Here is a 14,552-nt window from a genome sequence, read left to right as displayed (position 1 = left end):
GCTTTTGGCGATTACGTCATATCATATCTAAGATTGCAAGGTTAGTTATCGCGCGCCAGGGGCTGCTGGCCGACGATCTCAATTCCATGGCCGTCGAGACCGACATAATTGGTGTTGCTGTTGCTCAGCAGCGTGATGCGATGAATGCCGAGATCGGTCAGGACCTGCGCCCCGATGCCATATTCGCGCACCGCCACCATGCGTCCACCGCTCTCCTCGCGCCCTTCCTGCCGCGCGCGGATGACGCAGCCGACCAGATCCGGCGCCGGCGAGCTGAGGACCACGACGACACCGCTGCCCGCCTCGGCGATCGCCATCATCGCGCGGTCGAGCATCCCCGACCGACTATCCTCTTCGGCGAACAAGTCGGCGAGCGGCGAATGGACGTGCATGCGCACCAGCACCGGCCCGGCAGGATCGATGTCCCCCTTTACCAGCGCGACGACTTCGCTGCCGGTGACCTTGTTGCGATAGCTCATGATCCGCCAATCGGCGCCCCAACGGCTGCGGAATTGCATCTCCGCGCGCTTCTCGACCAGATGGTCGTAGCGACGGCGATAGGCGATCAGATCGCGGATCGTGCCGATCTTAAGGTTGTGAAGCTGGGAGAACGCGACGAGATCGTCCAGTCGCGCCATCGTCCCATCGTCGTTCAACACTTCGCAGATGACCGCCGATGGATTGAGCCCGGCCAGTCGCGACACGTCGACCGCCGCCTCGGTATGCCCGGCGCGAACGAGCACGCCGCCCTCGCGCGCGATCAGCGGAAATACATGGCCCGGCGTCACGATATGCTCGGGACCGTTCCCCGAATCGATCGCCACGGCAATCGTCCGCGCCCGATCCGCGGCCGAGATCCCCGTAGTCACGCCGTCGCGCGCCTCGATCGACACGGTGAACGCGGTTCCGAATTGGGTGCCGTTGTTCGGGGTCATCGGCGCGAGGCCCAATTCGTCGACTCGCGCCTTTGACAATGCCAGGCAGATCAGACCGCAGCCGAACCGCGCCATGAAGTTGACCGCGTCGGGCGTCGCCATCTGCGCCGGGATGATCAGGTCTCCTTCATTCTCCCGGTCTTCGTCGTCGACCAGGATGAACATGCGGCCGTTGCGCGCCTCGTCGATAATCTCCTCAGGGCTGGACAGAAACGCACGCTGCAGTGGGATTTTGGGAAGACTTGCCATCACAGCACCTCGAACAGGCCGGCGGCGCCCATGCCGCCGCCGACGCACATCGTGACGACGACATGCTTCACCCCGCGCCTTTTGCCCTCGATCAGCGCGTGACCGACCATCCGCGCGCCCGACATGCCGAACGGATGCCCGATCGCGATGGCGCCGCCATCGACGTTGAGGCGATCGTCGGGGATACCCAGCCGGTCGCGGCACGGCAGCACCTGCGCGGCAAAGGCTTCGTTCAACTCCCACAGGCCAATGTCATCGACGGTGAGGCCATGGCGCTCGAGCAGGCGCGGTACCGCGTAGATCGGGCCGATGCCCATTTCCTCGGGCGGGCAGCCGACGACCGCGATGCCGCGATAGGCGCCGAGCGGCGTCAGCCCTTCGCGCGCGGCGACGCCGGCCTCGACGAGCAGACAGGCGGCGGCGCCGTCCGAAAGCTGGCTGGCATTGCCGGCGGTGACATAGCGCCCCTGCCCGGCCAGATCGCCGCCGGGCCAGACCGGCTTGAGGCTCGACAGCCCCTCGATCGTGGTGTCGGCGCGGAAGCCCTCGTCGCGGTCCAGCGTAACCTCGCGCTCGCTGGTCTCGCCCGTGGCCTTGTCGGTGACGCGCATCCGGGTGGTCAGCGGCGCCAGCTCGGCGGCGTAGCGGCCGGCGGCATAGGCGGCGGCGGTGCGCTGCTGACTCTGCAGCGCATAGGCGTCCTGCGCCTCGCGGCTGACGCCGTAGCGCTCGGCGACCAACTCGGCGGTCTCGAGCATCGCGACATACATATGCGGACTGTGCGCGGTCACCGCCCGCGACTGGGCGCGATAGCCGTTCTTATGGGCGTTCTGGGTGAGGCTGATCGATTCGACGCCGCCGCCCATAGCGACCTCCATCCCGTCATGGACGATCTGCCTGGCGGCGGTCGCGATCGCCATCAGCCCCGATGCGCATTGCCGATCGACCGACATGCCCGCGACGCTGGCCGGCAGCCCCGCCGCAGCGGCGGTCAGCCGCCCGATATTATAGCCCTGCGTCCCCTGTTGCGCCGCGCAGCCGATGATGACGTCCTCGACCCGCGCCGGGTCGATGCCCGCGCGGCGCACGGCTTCGGCGACGGCGTGGCCGGAGAGCAAGGGCGCCTCGGCATCGTTATAGGCACCGCGATAGGCCTTGCCGATCGGGGTGCGGGCGGTGGAAACGATAAGGGCTTCGCGCATCGGTTGTTCCTGGTTGTCGGCGGGAGCGCCGCCGTTTGCGATCGTCTATCGGCGTGTCCGCGCGCCCTCTATTGCCGATGGGCGATCAGCCACGTCGCCGGGCAGCATCAGGCGGCGAGACCGGCCCGGCGCCACTGGGCGAATTCGGTCACCTGCCGGCCGACGATGGCGAGTTGCTCGGCGGTCTTGGGGTCCAGGCAATCGCCCTTTTCGTCGAACAGCGGCGCCGATGCGTTCACCGCCGCGCCAAAGGGCGTCGGCCAGGCGCGCAGAGCATGGGCGATCGATCGCATCGCGACCAGCGTGGTGCCACATGCCTGCCAGCCATAGGCCGTGACGATCGACCCGAAGGCGCGCCCCTCAAGATAGGGCCGCTCGTCACGGGCCAGGTCTTCGAGCAGGTCGAGCACGTTCTTGATCGGACCGGACAGGCTGCCGTGATAGCCGGGCGAGCCGACAATGACGCCGTCGCATCCCCGCACCGCCTCGACGAAGCGCCGTTCGTTTTCGGTGCGTTCGACGCGGTCGGGGATATAGAGCGGGAGGCTCGCCAGGAACGGGCCGTCGAACAACTCGATCTCGGCCCCTTCCGCCGCTGCGGCGGCAAGCGCGCAGCGCACCACGCGCTCGCTGCTCGAATTTAGCCGCGCCGTTCCGCCGATGCCGACGATCTTGATCGCCTCGCCCATGATCCACTCCTGTCCAATCTGTGACGTCGGGTTAGGTCGTGCGAGGCGCGACGGTCGAGTGCCCGCTCCCGATGCCAGCGATCGCATTTAGGCAACAAACGGCCCCAGCGATGCCGGTAGGCAAACGGTCGCGCCGCCAAACGGCATTTGAAACAGGAGGTGCCCACGTCGAGGGTCAGTGGCGAACACGATCCCCGGCTAGAGAGTCTCCAAAATGCGTTTTTCCCTGATTTTCGAGGCCCAGATCGTCGATGCGTCGCCGCGTGGTGAACGCCAGGTATTCGACGAACTGGTAGAGCAGGCGCTGCTCGCCGAGCAACTCGGCTTCGACGTTGTGTGGAGCGTCGAGCACACTTCGCTGACTCATTATGCCCATATGAGCGCGCCCGAGACCTTCCTCGCCTATATCGCGGGCAAGACCAGTCGGATCGGAATCGGCCATGGCGTCGTCTGCCTGATGCCGGCGATGAACCATCCGATCAAAGTGGCCGAGCGCGTTGCGACGCTGGACATATTATCGAAGGGCCGCGTCCATTTCGGCGTCGGCAAGGGCGGCAGCCAGCAGGAGGCCGGCGCCTATGGCTATGACCTGAAGGAGTTGCAGCCGATCATCGACGAGGCGATGTACCTGATCCCCAAGATGTTCGTGAACGACGAGGTCGAGCATAACGGCCCGCACATCACCGTTCCGCTGCGGCCGATCCATCCCAAGCCCTATCAGGATCCGCATCCGCCAATGTATATGGCGTGTACCAATCTCGATACGCTGGCGCGCGCCGGCCAGCGCGGGCTGGGTGCGTTGGTGCTGGGCTTTGGTGGCCCTGAGGAAGTGGCCAAGAAGAACAAGATCTATCGCGACGCCTGGGCGACGCGCGACGTTGCCGATCAGGTCGGCTATCGTCCGATCCAGCATCTCGCCGCGCTGTGCCCGACGATCGTGCTCGACGATGTCGAGCAGGCCCGCCGGATTGGCATCCGTGGGCAGCGCTATTTCTACGAATCGCTCAATTATTGGTACGGCGGCGGGCCACGCCCCGACCCGGAGACCTGGAGCGAGGACCTGATCGAGGAAGGCACCGACACCATCATCACGACCAAGCTGGCGTCCGAGACGATCACGATGGACCTCCGCCCGGACGAAGGCGGGCGGCGCCCCAGCTCGGGCATATTAAGTGCCAAGAATGCCTATGGCACCGTCGCCGACTGCATCGATTATGTCGAACAGCTCGCCGCCGCCGGGGCCGACGAGATATTGTTCATGACCAATATGGGCACGGTGCCGCAATGGGCGCAGCTCGAGACGCTGCGCAAGATCGGCACGCATGTGATCCCGCACTTCCGGTGAGCGCGGCGGCAAGCCCGGTGCGCGCGGGGCGGACGGCGGTTATCACAGGCGCAGCCTCTGGCATCGGCGCCGCGCTCGCGCGTCACGCCGCGCGCCAGGGCATGGCGGTTGCGGCGTGCGACCGCGACGCCGCCGGCCTGGAGCGGCTGCGCGGCGATTTGGTCGCCGCGAGCGTGCCGCACGCGCTGCACCTGCTGGATGTGACCGACCCATCGGCGATGGCCGGCTTTGCCGAGGCGGCGCAGCAGCTTGCGCCCGTGACGCTGCTCTTTGCCAATGCCGGGCTGCTGCGCATGGGATCAGTGCTGGCAACGCCGCTCGACCAGTGGCACAGCGTGTTCGACGTCAACGTGATCGGCTCGGTGGTCACGCTCCGGGCCTTCGTTCCGGCAATGGTCGAGCTTGGCGAGCCCGCACGCGCCGTCGTCACCGGCTCCACCGCATCAATGGCAACCGCCCCGGGTCTCGCCGCCTATTGCGCGACCAAATATGCCTTATGGGCGATCGTCGAAGCATTGGAGGCCGAACTGGCCGGCACCCCCGTCGGCGCATCCTTGCTGATGCCCGGGGCGGTCGCCACCGGCATTTTCGCCGCGACCGATCCTGATCGCGCTGCCCCGGCGGATTCGATCCTGCCGCAGCGCGCCGCCGAGATCGCCTTCGCCGGCGCCGCCGCCGGGCTGTCAAAGATCCTGACCCATCCGAGCTTTACCGACATTGCCCGCACCCGGTTCGAGCGGGTGACGGACCAACTCGCCGGCGGCTGACGGTCGGCCTGCCGACGAGTTCAGATGATCGACGCGCCGCCGTCGACCGCCAGCACCTGTCCGGTGATATGCGCGCCGGCGTCGGAGGCGAGCAGCAGCACCGCGCCCTTCAGGTCATCGTCGGTGCCCAATTGCCCGCGCGGCGTGTCGTCGCGGAGCTGGTCGCCATGCTTGTCGATGACGTAGCCGGTCAATTTCGACGGGAAATAGCCGGGCGCAAGCGCATTGACGGTGATCCCCAGCCCGCCCCATTCCGCCGCCAGCGCGCGAGTGAAGTTGATCAGTCCGCCCTTGCTGGCGTTATAGGCGATCGTGCCGACCATCCGGGGATGGTGCCCCAGCAGCCCCTCGACCGAGGCGATGTTGATGATCTTCCCCCAGCCCGCGGGGATCATGAATTCGCGCGCAATCGCCTGGGCCATCAGGAACGGGCCGGTCAAATTGACCGCCATCAGCTTGTTCCAGCCGTCGAGCGGCATCTCCTCGGTCTTGGAGCCCCAGGAGGTGCCGGCATTGTTGACCAGGATGTCGATGCGGCCACCCGCCGCCTTCACCGTCTCGACGATGCGCGCGGCTTCCTCTTGCTTGCCGACATCGGCGGCGATGGCGGTGGCTTCGATGCCGAGGGTCCGGAGATGCGCGACGGCGTCGTCCAGCTCGGCCTGTTTGCGTGCGGTAACGATGATCTTCGCGCCGAACTCGCCCAGCGCCTCGGCCATGGTCAGGCCCAGCCCGCGCGAGCCGCCGGTTATCAATGCGGTGCGGCCGGTGAGATCGAACAGCGTCTTGAGGGAGGTGGTCGTCATGACTCTCTTTCTTCAGCCGGCGGTGTAGCCGCCGTCCACGAACAGGGTCTGTCCGGTGATGAAACCGGACGCGGGGGAAGCGAGGAACAACAGGGCACCCATCAGGTCCTCGGTCTCGCCCAGGCGGCCGAGCGGCGTGCGCTGCACGATCCGCTCATAAAGGTGCGGCTGGGTGCGGACGAGTTCGCGGTTGAGATCGGTGACGATCACGGTGGCGCCCAAGGTGTTGACGGTGATGCCGTCGGCGCCGAATTCGAACGCGCAGGCGGCGCCCAGATTGGCGAGCCCGGCCTTGGACGCGCAATAGGCGGCCCGGTTCGCCATGCCGCGGCCCGACAGGATCGATCCCATGTTGATGATCCGGCCATAGCCGCGCTCGATCATCTTCGGCGCGAAGGCGCGAATGACGTGGAAGGCGCCCGCGACGTTGACTTCGAGGACGCGCAGGAACGCCTCCGGCGCCACGTCGAGCACGGTTTGCGGATTGGTGATCCCGGCGTTGTTGAACAGGATATCCACGCGGCCAAACGCCGCCGCGACCTGATCCGCGGCGGCGACCAGGCCGGGGGCATCCGAGACATCGGCCTCGACGATCAGCGCGCGCCGTCCCGTCTCCTCGACCGAGCGCGCAGCCTCTTCCAGCCTGGCGCGGTTGCGCGCGATCAACGCCACGTCCGCCCCCGCCTCGGCCAGCGCCCGCGCGCCTGCCGAGCCCAGCCCCCGCCACCGCCGGTGACCACCGCGACCTGCCCGTCGAGCGCGAAACGCCGGATGCCGCTCACGCCGCTTCCGCCCCATCGGCGAACGACCGCAACTCGACCAGAGCGGCGACGCGCGCGCGCAGATGCGCATATTGCCCGGCCATCAGCGCGTCCTCGCTAGCGGCCAGCCGATCGGCGATCGCCAGCATGTCGCGCAGCATCGCGGCTTCGTCGCGGGGCATATCGGGTTCGCTCACAGCCGGTACCCGTCCTGCCGCTCGTCGCTCCAGCGCCGCGCCTTATAGGCAAAGCCCTGGAACTCGGCGCGCGGCACTTCGCACACATCGACCCACAAATTGCTGCGCTCCTTGATCGCCGCGCGTACCGACTGGACCAGCCGCGCGCGTTCTTCTGCCGACAGCGCCGACTGGTGCTCGGCAACCGCGATCTTCACCTCGACCTCGGTCTTGCCGTCGCGGGTATAGACGCGGCCCTTATACTCGCCGACCTGGGGGTGGGCGAAGACGGCGGCGTCGAACATCGACGGCCAGATATTGTTGCCGCGGATCTTCATCATGTCGTCGAAGCGACCGATCGTGCCGCACTCGATCGCGTTCCACGCGCCGCCGTCGCATTCCTGCCACGGCACGAAACGCGCCGCGTCGCCGGTGCGGAAACGCACCGCCGGGCTGCCCTCGACCGAGAGATTGGTCACCACCATCTCCCCCACCTCGCCGGGGAGCACGGGGGCGCCGGTCGCGGGATCGACGATCTCGACCAGATGCTCCCATTCGAACAGCCGGAGCAGGCCGCGTTCGCCCTTCTCGCCGAAGACGCCCAAAGCGCCGGTCGAGGCGCCGAAGCCGTTGAGCTGGGTGCTGCCATAGCCCTCCTGCAACCTGCAGCCCCAATGTTCCTCGATCTTGGCCGCCCATTCGAGCGGATAGCCTTCCGCCGCGATGAACAGCCCGTGCATGTCCGGAAACGCCTCACGCGGGGTGATGCCGCGCGCCAGCAGCGCCTCGGTCAGCGTGTGGAGATAATTGGTCGATGCATAGATGAAGTGGATGCCGCCGAGCCTGAGCATCAGGTCGATCTTGGACTCGGTCGACGTCGCGCCGCCGACATGGAAGCCGGTAGCGCCGAGGATGCGGATCGCCTCGCCCGGACCCCAGCCACCGGTGGTCATGCCCCCGGCGGGGACGCAGTTGATCGCGGTATCGCCCTTGCGCAGCCCGGCCATGTACCAGGGCAGCGCGTGGAGATAGCCGAGCATGTGGACGTCGCGCTGGGTGCGGCCGTAAATCTCCTGGCCCTGCCCCGAAGTGCCGCTGGTCATGCTGATATGCACAACCTCCCCGCGATCGACGCCCAGTCGCGTGCCGAACGGCGGAGCGACCTGCTGGTCCGTGAGAAAGTCGGCCTTGGCCGAGGGGGCGAAGGCCTTGGCGAAGCGATCGAGGCTGTCGACCTCGCCGTCCGTCAGTCCGCCTTCGTCCATCCGGGCGCGGTAATAATCGCTCCTGGCGTAGAGCCGCCCGCACAGCGCCTGCACCTTGCGGAGCTGATGCGCCTCCAACGCTTCGCGCGTGGCCGCGCTGAATCGGCGCAGCAGCGGCGATGCGGCGAAGGGATCGGCGATCGGGGGCGACGCCATCGCTCAGCCTCCGACAGGGCGGAAGGCCGGCAGGGTGATCTCCGGCGTGACGCGGTTGAACACGAGCTCGACCGGCATCCCGGCGCGCACCTCCTCGGGCGTGCAGCCGACCAGGTTGCCGGTCATGCGGCAGCCATTGTCGAGCGCGACGATCGCGACGACATAGGGCACGTCCTCCGCATAGATGTCGCGCGGCACCGGGTGGCGCACCGTGATCCAGCTAAACACCGTCCCCTTGCCGCTCGCCTCCACCCATTCGGGGCGTTCGAGCGAACCGGGGCAAAAGGTCACCGGCGGGAAGAGATACGCCCCGCTCGACGCACAGCGCTGGAGCATCAATTTGCCCTCGCGCATCCCGTCCCAGAACGGCGTGCTCTCCGAATCGGGAACGGGCAGCGGCTTGGTGTAGGCGGTCTGTTGCACGTCAGTTCCTCAGGATCATGGCGCTGCCGCAGGTCATCGCGCCCGCGGTGGTAAGCGCGATCTCCGCGCCCTCAATCTGGCGCGCGCCAGAGGTGCCGCGCAGTTGCTCGACCGCCTCGATCACATGGTTGAAGCCGTGGATATACGCCTCGGACAACAGCCCGCCATGGGTGTTGAGCGGCAGTGCGCCGTCGCGGGCAATCCGCCCGCCCATGACGAAGGGGCCACCCTCCCCCTCCTTGCAGAAGCCCAGCCCCTCCAGCGCCATCAGCACGCTGTAGGTGAAGCAGTCATAGATTTCGGCGACGTCGATATCCTGCGGACCGATGCCCGCGCTGCCCCACAGATCGTCGGCCAGGTATTTGAAGCAATTATGCGAATGGCTCGGCCAGCGGATCGCGTCGAACAGGTCGTCGCCCTGGCTGGGCCCGCCGCCATAGGCGCCACCCATGATATAGACCGGCTTCTGCTTTAGATCGCGGGCATGCTCGGCCGAGGTGATGACCACTGCGCAGGCGCCGTCGCTCTCCAGGCAGATGTCGTACATGCGGAACGGATCGACGATGAAGCGCGAGTTGTAATAATCGTCCCTGGTCATCGGCGTACGCTGCATCGCGCGTTCGTTGATCACGGCATTGTCGCGGAAGGTCGTGGCGATCTCGGCCCAATGTTCCTCGGTGGTGCCGTAGTCGATCATATGGCGCCGCGCCCACATCGCCATCGCCTGCGGATAGGTTATCCAGCCGAGCGGCGCGGTGTATTGGGTGACGCCATAGGCCGACAGATCGCGCCCCCCGCCGAGGCGGAAGCCCGAGCGTCCGTTCATCGCGCGAAAGCAGACGACGTTCTTCGCCAGCCCGGCCTCGATCGCGGCGGTCGCCGCCAGCGTGATCAGATTGGCGCCATTGCCCCCGGCGGCATAATCAACCGCATAGCCGGCATTCTCGATGCCCATCTCGGTCGCAACGCCGATGGCCGGCGCGCTGTCGTTGAAATTGAAGCTGACGATGCCGTCGATATCGGCGACGGTCAGCCCCGCATCCTCGATCGCCTTCAGGCATGCTTCGGTGGCGAGACTCCGCACCGTCCGGCCCGATGCCTTGGTGTAATCGGTGTTGCCGATCCCGGCGATCGCATATTTGTCACGCAGTTTGAACATGGTCAGTCTTTCCTGGGCGTGCCGAAACGCGGGGCGCGCTTTTCCTTGAAGGCGACAAGGCCCTCGGTGGCGTCGGGCTCGGTGGTGGCGTAGCGGTGGACGAAGGCGATCTCCCGCCGGAGCCCCTCCTCGTAGGGCGTGTCGAGCGTCAGGTTGGCGAGCCGCTTGGCCCCGGCCAGCCCGACGGCGCTCTTGGCGGACATGCCCGCGATCCAGGCGCCCGCAGCCGCCATCAGATCGGCATCGGGCACGACCTTTGTCACCAGCCCCCAGCGTTCCGCCGTCCGGGCATCGAGCAGTTCGCCGGTGAGCATCAGATGCTTGGCGCGCAGCAGCCCGATCGCCCGTGGCAGACGCTGCGATCCGCCCGCGCCGGGGAGCTGGCCGAAATTGAGATGGCCATCGCCGATCTTCGCGCTCTCGGCGGCTACGCCCATGTCGCACGCGAGCAGCAATTCGATCCCGCCCGCCACGCACACGCCGTTCACCGCCGCGATCCAGATCGCCCGCGCCTTTTCGATGCCGGTCAGCATCGCGAAGAAATCGTCGAGAAAGGCCTGGAAGGCGGCGGGATCGCGATAGAGCCGGATATAGCCATCGAGGTCGCCCCCGGCGGAGAAGCTGCGCCCCTCCCCCGTCAGCAGCACGAAATCGATGCCGGGCGCGGCCTCGATCCGGGCGACGACGGCCTTCAGTTCCTTGACCGTCGACCAGTCGAGCGGGTTGAGCTTGTCGCCGCGCGCCAGGGTGACGCGCGCAATGCGGCCGTCGAGTTCGAGCTTGAGGTTCTGGTAGGTCATGCTGGCACCGCCCAACGCCTCTTCGCGTCCGCAGTGAGTTCGCCCTTGGCGACCTTGCCGCCCGACGAGCGCGGCAGGTCGTCCATCAGGACGAGATATTCGGGAAACCATTCGCGCGAGACACCGCGCGCGTGGAGATGGGCGGTGATGCCTTCGAGCGTCACCTGCTGGTGCGGGCGCGGCGTGACATAGATGCAGACGCGCTCGCCGAACACCGCATCGGGCGCCGGGACCGCCGCGACCAGCGCCACCGCCGGGTGCGTCGCGACCTCGGCCTCGATCGCCGGCGCCGAGAGGTTCTTGCCGCCACGAATGATGAATTCGGAGGTGCGACCGACGACGCGCAGATAGGCTTCGTCATCGACCTCGACGATGTCGCCCATCAGCATCCAGCCATCGGGCGTGAAGAGCTTCGCATTCGCCGCGTCATCGTCCCAATAGCCGAGGCAGGTCGCAGGACCCCGACAGCCGGGCTGTCCCCTGCCCGCGACCTCGGCGCCGCTGACGGGGTCGAACAGCCGGACCTCCATTTCGGGGATGACGCGCCCCGCCGTGTTCAGCCGCCGGTCGCGTGTATCGGCGGCGGTGGTACGGCTGAGCGCGCCGGTTTCGTTCGAGCCATAGAATTGCAGCACCGCCGCGCCGGTCACTTCCTCGAACTCGGCGGCGCGGCGATAGGGCACGGCTTCGCCGCCGGTGAACATCGACCGCAGCGACGAGAGATCGCGCGGGCGCTCGGCCTGTTCGTTGAGCAGCATGATGAACTGAGTCGAGACGCAGCACAGCACCGTCACCCGCTCGCGCTCGATCATGTCCAATGCGGTGCCCGCATCGAATTTGGGCAGCACCACGGTCGGGCAGCCCAGGATCGTCGGCGAGAAATGCGAGGTCCACAGCCCGAAGCCGAACGGCGCCGGAACCGCGCCCATGAAGATCTCGTCCGCGCCGAAACGGCCCGCCTCGGCGGCGAGCTGGTGGAAATAGAACCAGCGATTCTGCGTGTGCATCACGCATTTGGGCATTCCCGTGGTGCCCGAAGTCGAGTTGATCAGAAACAATGTGTCGGGATCGCCCGCCGGAAACGGGGGATGGTCCGGCGTCTCCCCCGCGCTCCAGTTGCGAAACGCCATCAGGTCGGGAACGATCAGCCAGTCCTCCAGCGGCGCGCCCTGCGCGCGTGCCGCCTCGACCAGTTCGGGCAGCGTACCATCGCGCATCCTGTCGTGCGCAAGGATGATCGTGGCGCCGGTGCGCCTGAGCAGATGCGCGACCTCCGCCACGCCTGCGCGCGCGCCGATGCCCACCGCGACCATGCCCGCCCGCTCGATCCCCAGCAATGCGGCATGAACCGCCGGTCCATCGGGCAGCAGCACCGCAACCCGCGCGCCGGGCAATAGCCCCTTGGCGGAAAGCAGCGCGGCGATGCGGGTCGCAGCGCGATCATAGGCGCCCCAGCTGAAGCGGCCCTGTGGCGTGATCCAGGCGGTCTGCTCGGGACGGGTCGCGGCAAGCGCGGCCACGCGACCGGACAAAGTGCGTTCGCTCCACCAGCCAGCGGCGTGATAGCGCGCGGCGACCTCCGGGTCGGCCCGCAGGCTGCGTGCGACCTCAAGCGGCTTCACTGCGGATCTCCTCGATCTGGCCGGTGTCAAAGGTGCGGTCGGCACCGAGCGGGGCGGACAGCACATGATCGGCGACGCGGGAGCGGTGGAAGCCCGGCGTCCCCCAGGCCTGACCGAGCGCAAGGCTGCGCTTTAGCAGGAAATGCACGTCGACTTCCCACGAATAGCCCATCGCGCCATGGACCTGCACCACCGCATGGGTTGCGGCCTCGGCAGCGGCGGTGGCAGCAAGCTTGGCATGGCTGATCCGCGCCTGCGCCAGCGGCGAGGGCGGCATCGCGGCGGCGGCGAGGATCACGGGCCGCGCGAACTCGATCCTGACCTGCGCGTTGGCGAGGTGGTGCTTGATGGCCTGAAACGCCCCGATCGGCTTGCCGAATTGCTGCCGCTCGGCCGCATAGGCGACCGAGAGATCAACGGCCCGCTGAGCAAGGCCGAGAAGCTGCGCCGCCGCGAGCAAGGCGCCACGATCCAGCGCATCCGCCCACAATGCCCCGCCCCCGATCCGTGTTTGGGCCGAAGGTTGCCAATCGACCCGGAACAGGCGGCGGAAGGGATCGATGCTTGGCTGCCGCACCAGCGTCACCCGGTCGCGGGGCACCAGATGCACGGCGTCGCCCTCGGCGAGCAACAGCGACTTCGCCGCATCGGCGTCGGCGACGAAGGGGTTGATCGGATGGCCAACCGCGATCGTCCCGCCCGACAGCGCCGCGCCAAGCTCCACCCCCGCAGCGGCAAGCAGCGGCACCGCGATCCCGGCGTGCTCCACCAAAGGCTCGGGCAGGACGGCATAGCCGCAGGCGGTGGCGATCAGCGCCATCTCCACCCGCCCGAGCCCGCTGCCGCCAGCGCTTTCGGGCGCCATCGTGCCCGGCAGGCCCAGTCCCACAATCTGTTCCCAGCGCGCAGCATCGCGCGGTTCGCCGCTTTCCAGCAGCCGCCGCAAATCCGCGCCGGTGCAGGTCTCGGCCAGAAGCTGGGCGACCATGTCGGCCAGCATCTGCTGCTCATCGGTAAGGCGAAAATCCATGCGCGCTACCTCGGCAGTCCGAGCATACGCTCGGCGATGATGTTGCGCTGGATCTCGTTCGCGCCCGCATAGATCGGGCCAGCCAGCGAAAAGACGTAGCCGTCGAGCCAGTCGCCTATATCCGCCGAGGCATCGGGCGCGGCGCCGGTCAGCTCGGCCTCGGCACCGAGAAGCGCCAGCGCGGTCCTGTGCAGATCGAGATCCAGCTCGGACCAGAAAATCTTGTTGGTGCTCGTTTCCGGCCCGATCGCGCCGCCCGCCATCAATCGGCTGGCGGTGGAATAGATCGACAGCGCATAGGCGTCGGCGTCCATCCACGCCTGTAGCACCCGCGCCCGTACCTCGGGCTCGACGCTGTCGGCGCGACCGCGATGGAGTTCGACCAGCCTTGCCGCCGCCATCTGGAAGCGCGCCGGGCTGCGCAGCATCAGCCCGCGTTCGAAGCCGGCAGTCGACATGCACACCGACCAACCCTGGCCTTCCGCGCCCAGCCGATTGAACGCGGGCACGCGCACCTCGTCGAGGAACAGCTCGGCGAACACCGGCTTGCCGTCGAGCCGCGCGATCGGCTTCACCGTCACCCCCGCCGCGTCCAGCGGGAAGAAGACGAGCGACAGGCCCTTGTGCCGCTCGCTGCCCGGCGTGCGGAACAGCCCGAACGCCCAATCGGCATGGACCGCGCGGGAGGACCAGATCTTGTGGCCCGACAGCACATACTCGTCGCCATCCCGCACCAAAGTCGAGCGCACACCGGCAAGGTCGCTGCCGGCGCTCGGTTCGGACCATGCCTGCGCCCAGATCTCGTCCCCCGCCGCCATTGCGGGCAGGAAGCGGGCTTTCTGCTCGGGCGTTCCATATTCGATCAGGGTGGGACCGAGCAGGAAGATGCCGTTCTGGTTGACGCGCAGCGGCGCACCGGCGCGGTAATATTCTTCCTCGAAGATCAGCCAGCGGATCAAGTCGAGCCCCCGCCCGCCATAGTCGACCGGCCAGGTGACCATACCCCAGCCCCCGGCATGGAGCGTGCGTTCCCACGCACGGTGCGCCTCGAACCCTTCGACTGAGGAGTCGAAGTCGGGCAGCGGCGCGGCGGGCACATGCTCGGCGAGCCATTGGCGCACTTCGGCGCGGAAGACCTGTTCGGCGGGGCTGTAGCGCAGGTCCATG

15 protein-coding genes are annotated in these 14,552 nt (G+C 67.5%); 2 read left to right on the top strand and 13 right to left on the bottom strand.

What is annotated here, in order from left to right; translation table 11 throughout:
* Positions 1–41: 41 nt before the first annotated feature.
* From ribB to TS85_RS04570, 3 genes are all read right to left on the bottom strand, one after another.
* Positions 42–1,184, bottom strand: coding sequence for a 3,4-dihydroxy-2-butanone-4-phosphate synthase (gene ribB / locus TS85_RS04580; protein ID WP_044330690.1), 1,143 nt, complete (start codon positions 1,182–1,184; stop codon positions 42–44).
* Positions 1,184–2,386, bottom strand: a complete 1,203-nt coding sequence (locus TS85_RS04575; protein WP_044330688.1) for an acetyl-CoA C-acyltransferase — start codon at positions 2,384–2,386, stop codon at positions 1,184–1,186. The genes ribB and TS85_RS04575 overlap by 1 nt, the downstream gene beginning before the upstream one ends.
* A gap of 107 nt (positions 2,387–2,493) precedes the next feature.
* On the bottom strand, positions 2,494–3,075 hold the full coding sequence (locus TS85_RS04570) for an NADPH-dependent FMN reductase (RefSeq protein WP_044330687.1): 582 nt from the start codon (positions 3,073–3,075) through the stop codon (positions 2,494–2,496).
* Positions 3,076–3,289: 214 nt separating this feature from the next.
* On the opposite strand from TS85_RS04570, the gene TS85_RS04565 reads away from it, so the two are divergent.
* Both TS85_RS04565 and TS85_RS04560 read left to right on the top strand, forming a co-directional pair.
* Positions 3,290–4,420 (top strand): LLM class flavin-dependent oxidoreductase, encoded by a 1,131-nt coding sequence (locus tag TS85_RS04565; protein WP_044330685.1) that lies wholly within the window; start codon positions 3,290–3,292, stop codon positions 4,418–4,420.
* Entirely contained in the window at positions 4,417–5,187 is a 771-nt protein-coding gene (locus TS85_RS04560; protein WP_052507744.1) for an SDR family oxidoreductase, read from the top strand. The genes TS85_RS04565 and TS85_RS04560 overlap by 4 nt, the downstream gene beginning before the upstream one ends.
* 20 nt (positions 5,188–5,207) lie before the next feature.
* On the opposite strand, the gene TS85_RS04555 is transcribed toward TS85_RS04560, so the two are convergent.
* The 10 genes from TS85_RS04555 to TS85_RS04510 are packed head-to-tail and all read right to left on the bottom strand — an operon-like array spanning position 5,208 to position 14,551.
* The gene (locus TS85_RS04555; protein WP_044330684.1) at positions 5,208–5,993 is read right to left on the bottom strand and encodes an SDR family oxidoreductase; all 786 of its coding nucleotides are present in this window, start codon (positions 5,991–5,993) and stop codon (positions 5,208–5,210) included.
* A 12-nt stretch (positions 5,994–6,005) separates the two neighbouring features.
* Positions 6,006–6,791: an SDR family NAD(P)-dependent oxidoreductase gene (locus TS85_RS04550; protein ID WP_162184698.1), complete on the bottom strand. Its 786-nt coding sequence runs from the start codon at positions 6,789–6,791 to the stop codon at positions 6,006–6,008.
* Entirely contained in the window at positions 6,772–6,951 is a 180-nt protein-coding gene (locus TS85_RS04545; RefSeq protein WP_044330683.1) for a hypothetical protein, read from the bottom strand. The genes TS85_RS04550 and TS85_RS04545 overlap by 20 nt, the downstream gene beginning before the upstream one ends.
* Complete coding sequence (locus tag TS85_RS04540; RefSeq protein ID WP_044330680.1) at positions 6,948–8,351, bottom strand: phenylacetate--CoA ligase family protein; 1,404 nt, start codon at positions 8,349–8,351, stop codon at positions 6,948–6,950. Before TS85_RS04540 ends, TS85_RS04545 begins: the two co-directional genes overlap by 4 nt.
* Before the next feature lie 3 nt (positions 8,352–8,354).
* Complete coding sequence (locus TS85_RS04535) at positions 8,355–8,774, bottom strand: Zn-ribbon domain-containing OB-fold protein (RefSeq protein WP_044330679.1); 420 nt, start codon at positions 8,772–8,774, stop codon at positions 8,355–8,357.
* Between the two features lies 1 nt (position 8,775).
* The gene (locus tag TS85_RS04530) at positions 8,776–9,933 is read right to left on the bottom strand and encodes a thiolase C-terminal domain-containing protein (RefSeq protein ID WP_044330676.1); all 1,158 of its coding nucleotides are present in this window, start codon (positions 9,931–9,933) and stop codon (positions 8,776–8,778) included.
* 2 nt (positions 9,934–9,935) lie between these two features.
* Positions 9,936–10,733: an enoyl-CoA hydratase/isomerase family protein gene (locus tag TS85_RS04525; RefSeq protein WP_044330673.1), complete on the bottom strand. Its 798-nt coding sequence runs from the start codon at positions 10,731–10,733 to the stop codon at positions 9,936–9,938.
* Positions 10,730–12,355: a class I adenylate-forming enzyme family protein gene (locus TS85_RS04520; RefSeq protein ID WP_044330671.1), complete on the bottom strand. Its 1,626-nt coding sequence runs from the start codon at positions 12,353–12,355 to the stop codon at positions 10,730–10,732. Before TS85_RS04520 ends, TS85_RS04525 begins: the two co-directional genes overlap by 4 nt.
* Positions 12,342–13,385, bottom strand: coding sequence for an acyl-CoA dehydrogenase (locus TS85_RS04515; RefSeq protein ID WP_044330670.1), 1,044 nt, complete (start codon positions 13,383–13,385; stop codon positions 12,342–12,344). The genes TS85_RS04520 and TS85_RS04515 overlap by 14 nt, the downstream gene beginning before the upstream one ends.
* Before the next feature lie 5 nt (positions 13,386–13,390).
* Positions 13,391–14,551: an acyl-CoA dehydrogenase family protein gene (locus TS85_RS04510; RefSeq protein WP_044330669.1), complete on the bottom strand. Its 1,161-nt coding sequence runs from the start codon at positions 14,549–14,551 to the stop codon at positions 13,391–13,393.
* Between the last annotated feature and the right edge of the window lies 1 nt (position 14,552).

It is taken from the genome of Sphingomonas hengshuiensis (assembly GCF_000935025.1).
GTDB classification, from domain to species: domain Bacteria; phylum Pseudomonadota; class Alphaproteobacteria; order Sphingomonadales; family Sphingomonadaceae; genus Sphingomonas; species Sphingomonas hengshuiensis.
Note: the sequence above shows the minus strand (reverse complement) of the source record. Positions and strands in the feature narration are given on the sequence as shown.

Bases quoted from the DNA above. Each gene is read 5' to 3' on its own strand.
- TS85_RS04525 (WP_044330673.1), bottom strand. From the start codon at position 10,733: ATGACCTACCAGAACCTCAAGCTCGAACTCGACGGCCGCATTGCGCGC.
- TS85_RS04530 (WP_044330676.1), bottom strand. From the start codon at position 9,933: ATGTTCAAACTGCGTGACAAATATGCGATCGCCGGGATCGGCAACACC.
- TS85_RS04510 (WP_044330669.1), bottom strand. From the start codon at position 14,551: ATGGACCTGCGCTACAGCCCCGCCGAACAGGTCTTCCGCGCCGAAGTG.
- TS85_RS04570 (WP_044330687.1), bottom strand. From the start codon at position 3,075: ATGGGCGAGGCGATCAAGATCGTCGGCATCGGCGGAACGGCGCGGCTA.
- TS85_RS04555 (WP_044330684.1), bottom strand. From the start codon at position 5,993: ATGACGACCACCTCCCTCAAGACGCTGTTCGATCTCACCGGCCGCACC.
- TS85_RS04550 (WP_162184698.1), bottom strand. From the start codon at position 6,791: ATGGGGCGGAAGCGGCGTGAGCGGCATCCGGCGTTTCGCGCTCGACGG.
- TS85_RS04540 (WP_044330680.1), bottom strand. From the start codon at position 8,351: ATGGCGTCGCCCCCGATCGCCGATCCCTTCGCCGCATCGCCGCTGCTG.
- TS85_RS04565 (WP_044330685.1), top strand. From the start codon at position 3,290: ATGCGTTTTTCCCTGATTTTCGAGGCCCAGATCGTCGATGCGTCGCCG.
- TS85_RS04515 (WP_044330670.1), bottom strand. From the start codon at position 13,385: ATGGATTTTCGCCTTACCGATGAGCAGCAGATGCTGGCCGACATGGTC.
- TS85_RS04575 (WP_044330688.1), bottom strand. From the start codon at position 2,386: ATGCGCGAAGCCCTTATCGTTTCCACCGCCCGCACCCCGATCGGCAAG.
- ribB (WP_044330690.1), bottom strand. From the start codon at position 1,184: ATGGCAAGTCTTCCCAAAATCCCACTGCAGCGTGCGTTTCTGTCCAGC.